11 protein-coding genes and 1 tRNA gene are annotated in these 16,401 nt (G+C 36.2%); 5 read left to right on the top strand and 7 right to left on the bottom strand.

The genetic code is table 11. From position 1 onward, the window contains the following. Nucleotides 1-253: 253 nt before the first annotated feature. The 4 genes from FPB0191_RS10620 to FPB0191_RS10605 form a co-directional block, all read right to left on the bottom strand. Nucleotides 254-1,741, bottom strand: coding sequence for a class I SAM-dependent DNA methyltransferase (locus tag FPB0191_RS10620; RefSeq protein ID WP_039105986.1), 1,488 nt, complete (start codon nt 1,739-1,741; stop codon nt 254-256). Between the two features lie 81 nt (nt 1,742-1,822). Then, nucleotides 1,823-3,373: a restriction endonuclease subunit S gene (locus tag FPB0191_RS10615; protein ID WP_052236945.1), complete on the bottom strand. Its 1,551-nt coding sequence runs from the start codon at nt 3,371-3,373 to the stop codon at nt 1,823-1,825. Next, nucleotides 3,373-6,180: a type I restriction endonuclease subunit R gene (locus FPB0191_RS10610; protein WP_039105985.1), complete on the bottom strand. Its 2,808-nt coding sequence runs from the start codon at nt 6,178-6,180 to the stop codon at nt 3,373-3,375. Before FPB0191_RS10610 ends, FPB0191_RS10615 begins: the two co-directional genes overlap by 1 nt. A 742-nt stretch (nt 6,181-6,922) precedes the next feature. Continuing rightward, nucleotides 6,923-6,998, bottom strand: a tRNA-Phe gene (locus FPB0191_RS10605). A gap of 257 nt (nt 6,999-7,255) precedes the next feature. Here FPB0191_RS10605 and rsmB point away from each other — a divergent pair. The 5 genes from rsmB to dacB all read left to right on the top strand — a co-directional run bounded on the left by rsmB (nt 7,256) and on the right by dacB (nt 13,250). Continuing rightward, complete coding sequence (rsmB, locus tag FPB0191_RS10600; protein WP_039105983.1) at nt 7,256-8,542, top strand: 16S rRNA (cytosine(967)-C(5))-methyltransferase RsmB; 1,287 nt, start codon at nt 7,256-7,258, stop codon at nt 8,540-8,542. 146 nt (nt 8,543-8,688) lie between these two features. Further along, entirely contained in the window at nt 8,689-9,975 is a 1,287-nt protein-coding gene (locus FPB0191_RS10595) for a COG3014 family protein (RefSeq protein ID WP_039105980.1), read from the top strand. 14 nt (nt 9,976-9,989) lie between these two features. After that, nucleotides 9,990-10,619, top strand: coding sequence for a penicillin-binding protein activator LpoB (gene lpoB / locus FPB0191_RS10590; RefSeq protein WP_039105977.1), 630 nt, complete (start codon nt 9,990-9,992; stop codon nt 10,617-10,619). 15 nt (nt 10,620-10,634) lie between these two features. Further along, nucleotides 10,635-11,618, top strand: a complete 984-nt coding sequence (locus FPB0191_RS10585; RefSeq protein WP_146202392.1) for a hypothetical protein — start codon at nt 10,635-10,637, stop codon at nt 11,616-11,618. Between the two features lie 201 nt (nt 11,619-11,819). Further along, nucleotides 11,820-13,250, top strand: coding sequence for a serine-type D-Ala-D-Ala carboxypeptidase (gene dacB, locus FPB0191_RS10580; protein ID WP_052236944.1), 1,431 nt, complete (start codon nt 11,820-11,822; stop codon nt 13,248-13,250). Nucleotides 13,251-13,390: 140 nt separating this feature from the next. Here the strand turns inward: dacB and gorA are convergent, their stop codons facing one another. The 3 genes from gorA to FPB0191_RS10565 all read right to left on the bottom strand — a co-directional run bounded on the left by gorA (nt 13,391) and on the right by FPB0191_RS10565 (nt 16,383). Beyond that, complete coding sequence (gene gorA, locus FPB0191_RS10575) at nt 13,391-14,746, bottom strand: glutathione-disulfide reductase (RefSeq protein ID WP_039105970.1); 1,356 nt, start codon at nt 14,744-14,746, stop codon at nt 13,391-13,393. Between the two features lie 123 nt (nt 14,747-14,869). Continuing rightward, complete coding sequence (locus FPB0191_RS10570; RefSeq protein WP_039105968.1) at nt 14,870-15,712, bottom strand: 23S rRNA (adenine(2030)-N(6))-methyltransferase RlmJ; 843 nt, start codon at nt 15,710-15,712, stop codon at nt 14,870-14,872. A gap of 137 nt (nt 15,713-15,849) precedes the next feature. Further along, nucleotides 15,850-16,383: a SprT family zinc-dependent metalloprotease gene (locus FPB0191_RS10565; RefSeq protein WP_238574446.1), complete on the bottom strand. Its 534-nt coding sequence runs from the start codon at nt 16,381-16,383 to the stop codon at nt 15,850-15,852. Nucleotides 16,384-16,401 lie beyond the last annotated feature (18 nt).

Below are 16,401 nucleotides of genomic sequence, written 5' to 3'. Positions count from 1 at the left end.
TTCGGTTTATGAGTTTTAAATTGCCGAAATATATTCGCTTTTGTATCCTTAAATTAAATTGTTCGAACTTTAATCAGTTTTATCATGTTGTATCTTAAATGCACAGCTAAAACTTTTCGAACACTCCGTTAAATGACAATTTAAAGAATAGAATGTGATCATCTAAGTTGCGTCCAAAATTCAAAATAGGGGAGTGACTGTCAAATTTAGTTTCAGGTTGAAAAGTTAATTTGACAGTATTTTTTTAATAAATCTATTTAGTAGTTAGTTGATTGAGAACATTTCTGAAACTATTTAATCCAGCTTCTAGATTTTCAATAATTTCTTCTACGAGTTCATCTGGTTCTGGTAGGTTATCAAGATCGGTTAAACTTCTATCTTTTAACCAGAAAACATCCAAGCTGGTTTTGTCCCGTGTCAGTAACTCTTCAATAGTGTATTTACGCCAGCGACCTTCGGGATTATTTTCGGGATGCCAGGTCTCTTTGCGTTTAGCAGGATTTTTCGGATTGTAACATTCGATAAAGTCGGCCAGATCGTCAAAACGCATTGGCTTTTTCTTCAGGGTGTGATGAATATTGGTTCGGTAATCATAAAACCACACCTCTTTTGTCCAAGACTTTGGACTGGCAGGCTGGTTATCAAAAAACAATACGTTGGCCTTAACCCCTTGTGCATAAAATATACCAGTAGGTAGACGTAGAATGGTATGTAGGGTCGTATTTTCTAGTAGTTTCTTGCGAATGGTTTCTCCTGCACCACCTTCAAACAGTACGTTATCTGGTACAACTACTGCGGCCTTGCCGGTGGTTTTCAACATACTGCGAATGTGTTGAACAAAGTTGAGTTGTTTGTTAGAGGTAGTCGCCCAAAAGTCTTGTCGGTTATAGGTCAGTTCATCGTTTTCTTGTTCACCTTCTTCATTGGTAAAGCTCATTGAGCTTTTTTTACCAAAGGGTGGGTTGGCAAGTACATAGTCTACACTAATAGGACTTGTCGCAATAAGCGCGTCATTAGGAGATACTAGACTATCACCATCAATTTCACCGATATTATGTAGAAACATATTCATTAGACACAGGCGACGAGTATTGGCGACGATTTCGTTACCATAGAAAGTACTGTGTTTCAGAAATTGCTTTTGCTCTTTGTCAAGAGCGGTATTTTCTGGATTTGTTAGAAAGTCATAGGCTGCCAGAAAAAATCCACCCGTACCACATGCGGGGTCAGCGATAGTTTTTCCGGGTTCTGGTCGAATGCATTCCACCATAGCGCGGATTAAAGGCCTTGGCGTGAAATACTGACCCGCACCAGACTTAGTATCTTCAGCGTTCTTTTCCAGCAACCCTTCATAGATGTCGCCCTTAACATCTGCTCCCATCATGATCCATTGAGTACTATCAATCATATCAATCAGGCGGTACAACTTAGCTGGATCTTGAATCTTATTTTGTGCTTTAGTAAAAATTTGACCAAGCATACCTTTCTGCTTACCTAATTCAAGTAACAATTCCACGTAAAGCACTTCAAGCTCTGCACCTTTCTTACTAGTAAGCGCCTGCCAATTATATTTTGCCGGAATACCTACATCACGAGAGTAAGGTGGTTTGGCGTATTCATCGGCCATCTTAAGAAAGATCAGATAGGTTAGCTGTTCAAGATAGTCGCCATAACCGACACCGTCGTCACGTAGGGTAGTACAAAAGCTCCAGACTTTGGAGATGATTGTTGATGTATTCATTATTACATTGTCCTAACTCGATAAATAAGTAAAAAGCACATCAATGTGGCTTTCATATAAAGTTGATTTGTTGACAGTTATCTAATGACCAGACACTGATTGTTTCTTGTTTGTCTTTTTGGTTTTCTGAGTATTGACGAACCCTTTTTCCGCCTGAATACGAGCCAGCAGTTCACTAGCTGGTTCATCACTTGGGTCTTGTGGTACCAATTGACCAGAGAAAGCTTTTTTCAGAATCGATTGGCGTAGAGTTTCGGCTTTTGCTAGCTGCTTATCGATTTCAATTTCAGTTGATTTAATCATCGGAAGTATAGAATCCAACAATGATATCAGAACTTCTTGTTCTTGTATTGAAGTCAGAGGAATAATTAGATTTTGCAATTCACTACTATTGATATTATTGACACCACTTGTTGATTTTGCAGCTGACTCTATTTGTTGGCGAATAAGATGACTACTCATGGCTGCCAATAAATATTCTGATTTTATCATTTTTTTATTGGGTCTCAATCTGATTAAGTAGCCTGCAAATATGTGTTTTGTATCCTTTTCTTTGACAAGCCCACAACTGCCAACTAGTGATATGCTCCCATTGGAACGTATAGTTAATATGTCACCAATCATTAAGCGAAGATGGTCGACCTCACCTTCTTCAAAGTTAGCAAACTTCAAATCAGTGTCATCTATTATTCCCGCTGAAATATTAGGAATACGAAGTACACTTTGCTCGCCAGTTTCATAATCACATTTAGCTGATGTACCGTAAACTGGTTCGTCAATTAAGTTTCCCAGTTTGATGTGAGACCAGCCAGCTGGTAGAAAAGCAAGCTTTAGATTTGATGTTTCAGACTGCAGAGTAAGTTGAATCAATTTCTTAAGTTTACTCGGTTTTTTCCCCTCTTTACCATTAGCTTCCCACTCTTTTACTGCAGCTTTCCAATCTTCCAGCTGTTCTTGATAGCGGGCTTCACGTTCCTGTTGGATACGGGCGAGAAGTTGTTCTGGGGATTCTAGCTTATCGGCATTCTTCTCACGCCACTTCGCAGTGAGCTTACCTTCAAAGGCGTGTTTAAGCACGGCTTGGCGGTAGACTTTAAGTTGTTCGCGGGCGGTTTTCAGCGAGGCAATGCCGTTATCCAGTTCAGAGAACAGTTCTTCGATTTTTGCGACAATACGTTTTTGTTCGTTGAGTGGTGGCAACGGAAAGTCACACTTTTTGAGAAAAGAAAAGTGACGAGAATATCCTCTGTCTGGTAACCGCAGGGATGTACACGCATAGAAAGCAAACTTAGGGTCAACTCCTAAGTTAGGTAACAGAACCTTTATTCCATCCGCACCAGGAATAAATGGGTAGGTTATGTATTTTAGACATTTTGTGTGATCGCCAAATATAATCACTGGACGTTCAGCTGTAACCACTTTCTCCTGGTAATTTGAGTACCCGCCTATCTCTGATACCCCTTGGTCAATGACTGGAATTTTGCCCGCAGTATCATAATATTTTTGTGCCAACTTTTTACCAGTGAGGGGCAAATTCTCGAATACTGTTTCTAGTTCGGTGTAAATCCAATGAGTAGGAATTGGGTAGGATTGAGGTATCCAGTTATCATCTTTTTTTTCTATGTCGCTCATCACGCCACCAACTCCCGATTCAACTCCTCAATCACCCAGTCCATCTTGTCTCCAAATTGCTGATACATGCCCATCAAACCACCTTTGGCATCAAAGGGTGTCATATCTAAATCATCGCGCTCAAAGTGAAAGGAGCTGGCGATATGGTCGCGAATGGCTTGTAGCCATTGCATTTGCTGTTCATTAAATTTTTCTGAGTTACTTGAATGGTACTTCATAATCCAATCCTGAAAATTCTTTCTTACAGTATTAGTAAAAGGTTTGATTTTACTATCAATTCCACATACTCGGCGAACCAAAGCCACTAGAGCAGTAAGTTCTGTTAGCGGGTTGTCACCTTGGTAGTTATCCAAATGGGTATAAGCCTGCCAGATACGTAATGGTGCCAGCTTAGGACGATCTTGCTTGAGTTTTTCCAACAGCGCTTTGATGTGTGGGTAGGTGACTTCAGACCTGCGAGCAGGAGTATAAAAGTAAATGGTGAGAGCATCAATCTTATCGGCTTGCTCTTGCAGATAGTCGGCAAACTCCTGTATAAGTACCTTAGCGTTTTCGGTGGTTTCTCCCTCCCATTCAGCTTTAAGTACCGTATCCAGATCATCGTGAACGATGATTTGTTCTTTGTCACGACGGATAGAATCAATTAGCTCTATTAAGTCGCCGTTAAATAGGTTTGCCACCTCACTCACCAGCTGTTGTTGAGCTTGGTTGCGGGCATCATCACCAGGATCGGTACCGACGGGTTGACCGACAATTTCCAAGGCTTTTTGCTCTATACGGTCACCATCAATAGCATTGAAAAGTTCACTCACAATCGTAAGGAGTGTTGTACCACCTGCTTTTTCAGCAATGCGGGCACGCTCTTTGTCATCAAGTTGTTTATCTAATCGAGCTAGGCGTCCAGCTAGTGATGAAACAGTATCACTATCACTCGCCCCCATCATAACACCCATCGCCAAATCTTTAAATGATACACTAGGCTTGGTGATAAGAGGTTGGCTTGCCGTTTTAACTGACTTGGTGACACCAATTGCATCAACAATCACATAGTGTGTTTTGGCACTCTGTGCAGATGGTGTGACCTTTTGTAGGCTATCTTTATCCAGTGTACGGGTACCGCGCCCCTTCATTTGTTCAAAGTAGTTTTTGCTTTTAACGTCACGCATAAACAGTAGACATTCAAGCGGTTTTACGTCAGTGCCCGTGGCAATCATATCAACGGTGACAGCAATACGAGGGTAATAGTCATTGCGAAATTGGGCGAGTACGGATTTAGGATCTTCACCTTTTTCAACCACATTACCTTTGGCATCGGTTTTGTCATTGGCGACACGGTAAGTGACTTTTTTGCAGAACTGGTTACTTTCACCAAACTCTTCACGCACGATTTGGATTATGTCATCAGCATGGCTATCGGTTTTGGCAAAAATCAGCGTTTTGGGCACTTCTTGACGGCCAGGAAAGATGCTTGGCAGCGAATCTTTGAACGTACGAATAACTGTACGAATTTGATCTGGATTAACGATGTCACGGTCAAGTTGCTTGGCTGTGTAGGTTTGATCCTGATCCTGTTGCTCCCAACGCTTGCGCCGAGTAGTACGCTCGCGGCGCTCTACCTGTTGCTTCGCTTTGATCTTTCCGCCTTGTTTGGTCTTTTCGGTTTCAATAATAAAAATTTCGTTGCCAACGTTAACGCCATCGGCCACAGCTTTTTCGTGGTTATACTCGCTGACAACATTCTTACGGAAAAAACCGTAAGTACGGTTGTCTGGAGTGGCGGTGAGTCCGACCAGATAGGCATCAAAATACTCCAGTACTTGCCGCCATAGGTTGTAAATGGAACGGTGACACTCATCAACAATGATCACATCAAAAAACTCAGGTGGGATCTTTTCGTTGTAAACAACTGGCAGTGGTTCTTTTGGTTTAGTTAATTGTTCCGCTGGGTTTTGTTCCTCGAGTGATTCGTCCAGAACCTCATCTTTTAAAATTGAGTATATACGTTGGATGGTACTGATACAAACTTGAGCATCTTTGGCAATATTTTGGTTTTTTAATCTCTGAACTGTGTAAAGTTCGGTAAATTTTCGGTTATCGTCGTTCGGCACAAAGCTCATAAACTCTTGTTCAGCTTGTTCTCCAAGGTTTTTCGTATCCACCAGAAACAGAATTCGGTTTGCGCTTACGGGCTCGCGTAACAGGCGATAACTAGCAGTAATTGCGGTAAAAGTTTTCCCAGAGCCAGTAGCCATCTGTATCAGTGCACGGGGCTTGTCTTGTTTGAAAGATTCTTCAAGATTGGTGATGGCTGTAATTTGGCAATCACGTAGACCGTTTTTTAGCAGAACAGGGAAATCTTGCAGACGGCCTCGCAGGCTTTTAGAATCTTTGCTCCACTTGGCGAGGGTTTCCGGACGGTGGAAGTTAAACACTTCACGAGAGCGTGGATGCGGGTCTAATCCATCTGTAAAGCGAGTTATGATGCCAGTACTTTCATAGACAAAACGCAACGGTTGACTATTTTTGACCCATTTCAATGTGGCGCTAGCATACCCTTGAGATTGCTCTTCAACCGTAGTAATCTTCTCGCCCCAGACTTCGGGTTTAGCCTCAATCACACCGACTGCTTGTTTATCGACAAATAGCACATAATCAGCAGGGCCTACGTCAGTCTGATACTCGCGAACGGCAACCCCTCTAGATACGGAAAAATTGATTTTTTTCTTGTCTTGTACGATCCACCCCGCTTGCGCGAGCAATGCGTCTATTTGATCTCGGGATTTTTGTTCTGGATTTTGATTGACCATTTATTTTTCTCTTATGAATCATCTCACATCTAAAACTATTATTAGAAAATATTTAAATAGTTTAATGCATTATACCTCTTATGCTGTCAAGTCCAAATTTCACTCAAGATAAACACATTAACAAGATAAGTGATGACTAGCTGTTTAATCAAAATAGTGTGAATATTAGATTACTTTAAACTATAGCACTGTTAAGTTAACTTGCTATAATAATCATACTGATGAAGCTACTAAAAATCTATCAATACTCTTTATATGCACTGGGGGTTTTAACAGCTTATCGACAATTCAATTCATTGTATTTAAATCATTAACAATTGCTTTTACCTAAAACGCTTTCACTACTCAATTTTTTGGTCAACGCCTCGTTATTATCAATTTTAGTTAAGTAATTCATCATTTGATATAAAAATAAAATAATAACTTAACCAATTATTATATCATATACCAATATAGCCAACATTATTTATTGGGAGTATTAATTAGTGAATATTATAAAACCAGCTCCGAATAAATTAGGTAAAAGCAAGTTCTTTTAAGTATTCAAAATAAAGAGATTAACAATATTTTTAGAATATACACTAATATAAAACTGTTTGTATACCGTTTTATATATGATTTCGCACTTGGTGTAGAGTAATTTTAGTTGATTACGATTGACAAAGAGAACTCATTGAAAGGTGGCTTTGAAAAGGCTTTAGACATAAAAAAACCAGCTTTAAGCTGGTGTCTTTTTTGGAATTGGTGCCCGGACGCGGAATCGAACCACGGACACGGGGATTTTCAATCCCCTGCTCTACCGACTGAGCTATCCGGGCAACAATGGATGCATATTAAACATGATAAGCTTTGTTTCGTCAATCCCCTTTTTGCATTAATTTATAAAAAAATGATTCGATTGATTGAAAAATAGCAATATGATTATTTTTTGATTTCAAATAGATTAAATATTGTATAGATTTATCAATCGGGCTTGATTTAAGCTTCTTTAAAATTGTTTTAACAATAAAATGACTTTACAGCAAAGTGGATTAAGTTATGCTTATGGCAATTTTTATTATGGTAGCTGTTAGCAATGGTTTTTAAATCACAATCTAAATCTTACAATTTACGGGCAATTTGTAGTCAAGTCGTTTTCGATGTATTGGATAAAGGTGTTTCTTTAAGTAATGCTTTAGTACAGTGCACTAATAAGCTCAATGATAAAGATCGTGCTTTAGTGCAAGAAATCTGTTTTGGAATTATGCGTGTACTTCCTGAAATTGAGTTTTATATTCAATCTTTAATGGTAAAACCGCTAACGGGTAAGAATCGCATTATTCATTATTTGTTGATGGTTGGGATTTATCAAATTGTTTATACCCGAGTGCCTGAACATGCATCTGTCGGTGATACAGTTAATGGCGTCATATCTTTTAGAAAGACCGCTTTAAAAGGACTGGTTAATGGTGTTTTGCGTTCTTTCTTACGCGAACAGGATGCACTAAAACAACAATTTTTGGCAAAAGGTAATACAACTTTACATCCCAGTTGGTTTATTAAACGAATTAAGCATGCTTATCCAGATCAATGGCAAGCTATTATTGATAATAATAACCAAAAGCCACCTATGTGGTTAAGAGTCAATCAGCAGCATTATTCCGCCCAAGACTATCAAACTTTATTATTACAGCATGGTATTACATCGACTATCGATGTTAAATTACCAACAGCATTACGGTTAGACGTACCTGTAGCGATAAATAAGTTACCTAAGTTCACAGAAGGTGTCGTGACTGTACAAGATAGATCTGCTCAGCATGCTGCATATTTGCTTGATCCACAAAATGGTGAAGCGATTTTAGATTTATGTGCCGCACCAGGCGGAAAAACCACTCATATTCTTGAATTGGCACCACAAGCGAATGTGTTAGCTGTCGATATTGATTCTGAGCGCGTAAAACGAATAAATGAAAATCTTAGTCGTCTGAAGTTAAATGCAGACGTTATTGTTGGCGATGGGGTAAAACCAGAGCAATGGGCTAAGGGGAAAAAATTTGATCGTATATTATTAGATGCGCCTTGTTCTGCAACAGGTGTTATTCGTCGTCATCCAGATATTAAATGGTTACGTCGTGATAGTGATATTAGCGAACTTGCTAAATTGCAATATCAAATATTGGTAAATATTTGGTCCTATCTTAAAGTTGGGGGAACATTGGTTTATGCGACTTGTTCGATTTTGCCTGAAGAGAATTCTTTACAAATTGAGCGTTTCTTAAAAGAGACAAATGATGCGAAATTAGTTGAACCAGTTATACAATATCTTCCATCAGAAGAGGAGGGCGATGGTTTCTTTTATGCTAAGCTTAATAAAATTTAAACAATTTATGCTTATCAGCATTTTTATGATTGTTATTTTTGATATGATTATTCGACTATGATAACAACAAATCATAATAATTGATGAAGAAATTTATAAATAGCCTTGTCGTGGTTTTTACAGTATTGATTTTAAACGGTTGTAGTATGTTTAGGGATAATGAAGAAATTTTAAATCAATACGAAAAACAAGTAATTACTGATGATTGTCAATATTCAGACGTGAAAGAATATATAAAGAGTGATCCACTTTTATGGTCACTAAATGGTGGATCACTTGCTTATCATTGTGGTGATTATCGGAAAAGTATTAAATTTTTTGATAAAGCAGAGGCCATTTTTAAAAAACAGGAATTGGAGCTTGATATTAAAGGTGTTGAGCGTTCTTTTCTGTCAATCCTAATCAATAATAATATAAATGATTATAATGGCGAGAATTATGAGAAAATCATGATGAATGTCTATAAAGGATTAGACTTCATGTTGTTAGATGATTTTGATAATGCTCGTGTTGAATTTAATCGAGCGCTTGATCGGCAAAGGCGAGCAAGCGAGTATTTTCAAAAAGAGATCAATGAGGCTTATCTTGAATTTAATCGTTCAAGCGCTCGTTCAGAAGTGATGACACTTCCAACTCATTCCTCTGAAATTCCTGATTATTATGGTGATATTACGCCAGCGATAATTTATCCAGATTTTATTAATCCATTTGCAACTTATATGAGTGCATTATTTTTCTATTTGGATCATGATTACGCTAAAGCTGGGGAGCTATTTAAACAAACTTTGCGCATGTTACCTAATCAGCGACAAGTTAAACAGGATTTAATATTAACCGAGAGAAATTCTCCAAATAAACAACATTATGTATGGCTTATCTATGAAAATGGTTTAGGCATGATAAAAACATCATTTACTTACCAGTTTCCAGCATACTTTTTTACAGATAAAATTGTTTCTGCGCAAATTAGTTTACCGACGATTGAAAAACGCACTAGCTCCTATCCATATTTATTATTGAATAAACAGAAAACAACGGAAATTGCTGATATGGATAGTATTATTCAGCTTGAATTTAATAAAAAACTACCAGCAATTTATACTGAAGCCATGCTTAATATGATTAACAATGTTGGTATTCAATATTTACTTGAGGAGAATCTAGAAGAATATGGTGGTAAATGGTTAGGCTTTCTTTATCAAACGCTCACTAGTGGTGCAGATATCCGACAATGGCGATCATTACCTAAAAATTTTCAAATCGCCAGAATGGAAATACCTAATCAACCAATTAATATTTATAAACCAGACGGTTCGATCTTAACAACTGTGTCATCCTTATCGAAGGATCGTGATGCAATAATCTACATAAAATCGGATATTATTGAGCACTTTAAAGTTCATATTATCCAAAAGAATCCTAAATACAATTAACGAGGATATAAATAATGAAAGCTACAATATCACTAAATAAAATTCTAACCGCTTTATCGTTGGGATTCATATTAGCATTAACGGGGTGCTCTTCGAATATAGAGTATGTCACGAAGGATAATGCTGAAGATGCGGTTACTTTAGGTTTAGATAGCCAAGATTTTGAACAAGCAGCACAGGAATCACTCAATTCATTAATTTCTAGTAATGCATTAAATAAACCGGGTGGTGGGCGCTATGTGGTAGCAATCGGTAAGATTATTAATGATACCACTATTCGTATTGATACCGATATGCTTGTGAAAAAAATCCGCATCGGAATGTTGCAATCAGGAAAGGCTGTGATTACGACAGCTATTGCTGGTAATAGTAATAATGTTGATGATCTAATTTATGACGTACGCGAATTGCGTGATAATGATGAATTCAAGAAAGATACTATTGCAGGTAAAGGGACTTTATATGCGCCTGATTTCTCTTTAACAGGGAAAATAGTGCAGCGTATTGCGCGTACTGGTAAGAATAAACAGTTAGTCGAATATTATTTACAACTGACTTTAACTGATATTAAAAGTGGTTTAGCTTATTGGGAAAATGAGAGTGTTGTACGTAAGTTAGGCAGCAATAAATCAACTGTATGGTAATTGGGTTAGATGACTATGAATAGATTAATAAAACTAAAGTTTGGACTAATAGCGATATTCATCTTATCAGCATGTAGTTCACAATCAGAAAAACAGTCTACTTCTAACGAAGATCAACAAATAATTAGCAATGTTGCAGCTGATATGGATAATCAAGTAGCGCTTTATGAAAATGGTTTAGGTGAAAAACAAATTGAACGTTATAAAATGGTTGTGTTACCTACACAAGTTAATTTAAGTAACCAATATCAATTGCCTATTTCATCAGATTTACTTTCTGAAACCATTACTCATGAAATCGCAACAGCATTGCACAATTCTCAGCGATTTGAGATCTTAGCTAATAAACATAGTAACGATTCTCAATCAAATGAAAGTAGTGAGGTAGATTCTAATGGTATTACTCAATCTGAATTTTATCTGAAAAGTACGTTAACTCAACTTGATACAGATGAGACCGTGCGTATATTAAAAGCTACAGGTCAGGGCGTTGAAGAGAAACAGGTTTCAACAACGGTGTTGTATCAAATTATTGACGCAAAAACTAATAAAATTGTTTTGGGCCGTTCTTTACGTTATCAATTAAAAAGTACTACTAATAGCGAAAGTTTATCGACTACGATTAATAATACTTTCGCTAAGATCGCGGATTTGATGAAGCGTGAGGTACTTAACGAAATTTATCCTATTCGTATTTTGAAGGCTGATAATAATCAGATCATTTTAGATCAACCTCTGCCGGTTGATACTGAATGTGATGTTATCCGCATCGGGGAAAAGTTGAAAGATGGCTACACAAATAGTGTCTTAGGATACGAACAAACTCAGGTGGGTAAATTGGCTGTAACCAATGTCACAAGTGTTTTAAGCTACGGTAAAATTATTGACGGGCAAGTATCAGAAGGTGATATTTGTAAAATTGGACAAGCAAAATCATTAGTTGCTTCTGAATTAGTTATACGTACTGAACGTGGTGGCGTAATATTACCTTTTGATTAACGTTGCTACTAAATTGTCTGATCGTTATAATAATTTGACTCAATAGTGATACTTTATTTGATAATTTGTTGATTTTGATATCGTTATTCAATTAATGTATCATTATTGAATCGTTAATACCGTTTGGCTTTGTCGAATAATTTGTAATATTATATTTATACTAATCCTAATTTAGACATGAAAATGAGACGAGTACTCATCATGCTAATGATGTATTTCATCGCCACTTATAGTTTTGCCGATGATAAAGCGAAGTTAGCTCCATATTTACCGTTGTTACCTAAAGGCACTGATATTTCAATATTGGTGCAATCAGTCGAGAAAAATCCTACAACAATTATTGCTTATCAAAATCATCAGTTTATGCAGCCAGCAAGCGTGCAGAAGTTAATTACGGCTTTAACGGCTCAATTATTCTTAGGAAAGGATTTTCGTTTTATTACTCGCATGCAAACTGATGGTAAAATTATTAATAGACAATTAAAAGGCAATTTGATCATACAAATGAGTGGTGATCCCACTTTTACGCGTACACAACTTGATGAAATGCTGACTGTTTTGAAATTAAAAGGTATTGATAAGATTAATGGCAATATCATTATTGATACATCTATTTTTAAAGGACATGATAAAGCTTCAGGTTGGTCATGGAATAATTTAACTGCGTCATATAATACGGCACCATCGGCAATTATTATTGATCAGAATTACTTTTATGCCGGAATCTTACCGGGTAAAAAAGTTGGTGACAAAGCAACAACATCTGTATCATCACTCTATCCAATTAAGTTAACAAGTGATGTACGGACAATTGCTAAGAATTCGCAAGCATTTGAAGATAAATATTGCGAGTTAGATATTATTAGCCTTGAAAAAAATCATTATCATTTAACCGGATGTATCAAGCAAAATAAGGATAAAAGCTATTTTAAATTCGCTGTAATGGATAACCTTGATTATTTTAGTCGTATTTTGAAATCTCAACTTGTTACGAAAAAGATTCAATTTACCGGTAAAATGATTGAAACAAAAAAAACAATTCAGAAAAACTTGGTTCCTTTAGCTATTAATCAATCAGAGCCATTGTCAGAACTGTTAACTGTAATGTTAAAAAAATCGAATAATTTAATTGCAGATACGATATTTAGAACCATTGGTGCTCATTATTTCAAGGTTCCAGGAACATGGAAAAGTGCGAGTGATGCAACTAAAGCTATTTTACTTAGTAAAGCTAATATTGATTTAGGTAATGCTGTTTTAAATGATGGATCTGGTTTATCACGTTTAAATCTCATAGATGCGGATAAACTTATGTCAGTTTTACAATTTATCGCTGCCAATGATGAAACATTGCATCTAATTGAAAAGCTCCCTATTGCAGGAGTTGATGGGACGCTGCAATATCGTAGGAGTTTTACAAGTAGTGATTTTAAATCAACTATATATGCTAAAACTGGCTACTTGGAAGGCAATTATAATTTGGCAGGTTTTATCAAACTTAAAGAAAATAAATATATTGCATTTGTGCAATTTATTACTGGTTATAGTTATATTAAAGATAATAATGAACCAAATAACACGGCGATTATTAATTTTGAGAAGGCACTTTATAAAAATTTCATTAGTCGATAATTTAATTAACCACTAATACGCTTAGATAAGATACTTAGCGTTGAAACACTTATCTTGAAAAAGAAAGAATAATTTAGAGTATATTAGCGAATTAAGCCAATCTATGTCATTTTAGATTGGCTTATTAAATACATGATGTATTAACGCATAGTAACAAATTCTTCGGCAGCGGTTGGATGTATTGCAATAGTATTATCAAAATCCTTTTTGGTTGCACCCATTTTTAGAGCAACTGCAAATCCTTGTAGAATTTCGTCCATACCATAACCAATCCCATGAATACCAACAATTTTTTCATCTTCACCTGCACAAACGAGTTTCATTTTACAAGGTTGACGATGTTGTGTTACAGCAGTATACATAGCGGTGAATGTTGACTGATAAATTTTGACATTCTCCCTACCATAAGCATAAATAGCTTGTGGTTCAGTTAGCCCAACGGTGCCTATTGGTGGATGAGTAAAAACAACTGTTGGAATATTAGTATAATCTAGATGTTCTTCTGGTTTATTATTAAATAAACGTTCAGAAAGTCTTCTACCTGCTGCCACTGCAACAGGGGTAAGCGCTGCTGCTTCAGTATCGTCTCCGACTGAATAAATGCCTTTTATATTCGTATTTTGGAATTTATCTACTTTAATAAAGCCTTTTTCAGTGAGTTCAATACCAGTTGATTCAAGATTAAGTCCATCCGTAGCCGGTTGACGTCCAATAGCCCAAATTAAACAATCAACTTCATATTGTTCGCCATTTTGCAACGATAAAGTTAATGAGCCATCGTTATTTTTGTTTACCGCAGTTGGAATGGATTGAGTATGAAGTTGATATCCTTCGTTTTGAATAATTTCCGTTAATGTATTAATAATCAATGGATCAAAAGTACGTAACGGTGTATCTCGGCGAATAAATTGATGCGTTTCACTACCTAAAGCATGTAATACACCTGCAATTTCACAAGCAATATAACCGGCGCCAACTACTGCTACACGTTTAGGTTGTTCTGATAATGCAAAAAAACCGTCAGAAGTGATTCCATATTCAGCTCCAGGAATATTTGGAATAGTTGGTTTACCACCGACTGCAATTAAAATATGATCTGCGGTATATTGTTTACCGTTTACTTCTAGTGTTTTTGCATTGAGAAATTTGGCATATCCTCTAATTACATCAACATTGTTGTTACTTAATACCCGATCATACGATTGATGAACTCGATCAATGTAAGCTGAACGACTCTCAATTAATTTTTGCCAACTAAATTGTTTGATTTCAGTACTAAAACCATAATCGGGTCCATAATTTTTGATCGCTTCAGCAATTTGTGCACCGTACCACATTATTTTTTTGGGAACACAGCCAACGTTAACACAAGTACCACCTAATTCTTTAGCTTCAATGATAGCGCATTTTTTACCATAAGAAGCTGCTCGATTAATTGAGGCGATACCTCCACTACCACCACCGATAGCAATATAATCATAATGTTGAATTGTCATTATCTAAATCCTGTAGTTAATAATTTTTAAAGCTTCTCATAAAAAGGGCAATAAAAAAAGTGAGAATATAAAAACAAAGCGATAGAATTTAACTATCAATGCCCAATAAATAATTAATCTTTTTTATTCGTTGACTAATTGCTTGATTATATGATGACCAATATTATTAGGATCAATTTGCTGACTTAGCCAAGGAAGTAGCTCCTTCATTTCTTGCTGTAATTTCCACGGTGGATTAATAACAATCATACCTGATGCGGTCATTCCTTTCTGGTTATTATCTGGTTGAACAGCTAATTCAATTTGTAAAATATTTTTAATACCTGATTCAACAATTTGATTAATCATTCTTTGTGATTGAGTTCGATTAACGACCGGATACCAAATTAAATAAATACCTGTTGAAAAACGTTTGTAGCCTTCAAGTAAAGCTTTCGGTATTTTTTGATAGTCTTCTTTAATCTCATATGAAGGATCAATTAGAATAATGCCACGACGCGATTGTGGCGGAAGTTTGGATTTTAATTGTTGAAAACCATCTTCTCTTAGGACTTTTGCGCGTTTATCTTTAAGAAACTCTTGTCTTAATAATGGATAGTCTGTTGAATGAATTTCAGTTAAATTTAATTTATCTTGGTCCCTGAGTAATTGCTTAGCGATTAAGGGAGATCCTGGATAATATTTTAATGTTTCTGTACGGTTATAATATTTAAGAACGGATAGATAGGGGGTAAGTAATTCTGGAAGTGTTTCTTGTTGCCAGATACGGCCGATCCCTGTCTGATATTCTGCTGTTTTTTCTGCGTGTTCACTTTGTAATAAGTAACGACCAGCTCCAGAATGAGTGTCGAGATATAAAAAAGGTTTATCTTTTTCTTTCAAATAATTGATACACAGTGTAAGAACAGTGTGTTTTAGTACATCAGCATGATTGCCAGCATGAAAGCTGTGACGGTAACTTAACATCTTAATCTCATTTGTAGTTGGGTTTTATAGCAATACATTTAACTAAAAATGGTTTTTACAAGATATGTGTAATTCATTTTAGGTTAATGATATTTGATAAAAATATATGAATGGTTTTGACAATAAAGTATAAAGCATTATTGTGGATTATTGGAATCATTTTTATCAAGTTGTAATAATGCATGACACGATTTACAGAAATATTTAGCATGTTGGTTTTGAATACGATTATGCCTAATAGTAGTTAATAAATGTGTTTGGCATTGACAAGTATAACGATATCTTTTTTTCTGAATTGTTGAGGGGAGTACAAAACGATGAGTTCGTTTGGGTTGACAGTTAAAAACCGTCATCATTACATATTGCCACTCTGGGCCATGCGGTTTAACTCGGCCATATTGTTTAAAAGTAATTAAGTGTGCTAGTTCATGAGGAATAACTTCATTGATGAAAAGTAGTTGATTTTCTATTAACATTGAACGATTAAGTTGAATCTGCCACTTATTCAATAAAGCACTACCAGCTATACTACCTTTGTTTTTATATTCTATTTTAGGCTCAAAGAATTCAGTATGAAAAAACTGATTTGCAAGTGATAAATATTGTCTTAAACAAGATAAAACTTGATTCTGAAGTCGAATCGGTATTCTGGAATGATTAATTTGTTGCATTATTAGAAGAAAACTTTC

Source organism: Frischella perrara (genome assembly GCF_000807275.1).
Classification (GTDB): Bacteria; Pseudomonadota; Gammaproteobacteria; order Enterobacterales; family Orbaceae; genus Frischella; species Frischella perrara.
This window is presented reverse-complemented; position numbering and strand designations above follow the sequence as displayed.

Bases quoted from the DNA above. Each gene is read 5' to 3' on its own strand.
- rsmB (WP_039105983.1), top strand. From the start codon at position 7,256: ATGGTTTTTAAATCACAATCTAAATCTTACAATTTACGGGCAATTTGT.
- FPB0191_RS10595 (WP_039105980.1), top strand. From the start codon at position 8,689: ATGTTTAGGGATAATGAAGAAATTTTAAATCAATACGAAAAACAAGTA.
- FPB0191_RS10585 (WP_146202392.1), top strand. From the start codon at position 10,635: ATGAATAGATTAATAAAACTAAAGTTTGGACTAATAGCGATATTCATC.
- FPB0191_RS10565 (WP_238574446.1), bottom strand. From the start codon at position 16,383: ATGCAACAAATTAATCATTCCAGAATACCGATTCGACTTCAGAATCAA.
- FPB0191_RS10610 (WP_039105985.1), bottom strand. From the start codon at position 6,180: ATGGTCAATCAAAATCCAGAACAAAAATCCCGAGATCAAATAGACGCA.
- lpoB (WP_039105977.1), top strand. From the start codon at position 9,990: ATGAAAGCTACAATATCACTAAATAAAATTCTAACCGCTTTATCGTTG.
- FPB0191_RS10615 (WP_052236945.1), bottom strand. From the start codon at position 3,373: ATGAGCGACATAGAAAAAAAAGATGATAACTGGATACCTCAATCCTAC.
- FPB0191_RS10620 (WP_039105986.1), bottom strand. From the start codon at position 1,741: ATGAATACATCAACAATCATCTCCAAAGTCTGGAGCTTTTGTACTACC.
- gorA (WP_039105970.1), bottom strand. From the start codon at position 14,746: ATGACAATTCAACATTATGATTATATTGCTATCGGTGGTGGTAGTGGA.
- dacB (WP_052236944.1), top strand. From the start codon at position 11,820: ATGCTAATGATGTATTTCATCGCCACTTATAGTTTTGCCGATGATAAA.
- FPB0191_RS10570 (WP_039105968.1), bottom strand. From the start codon at position 15,712: ATGTTAAGTTACCGTCACAGCTTTCATGCTGGCAATCATGCTGATGTA.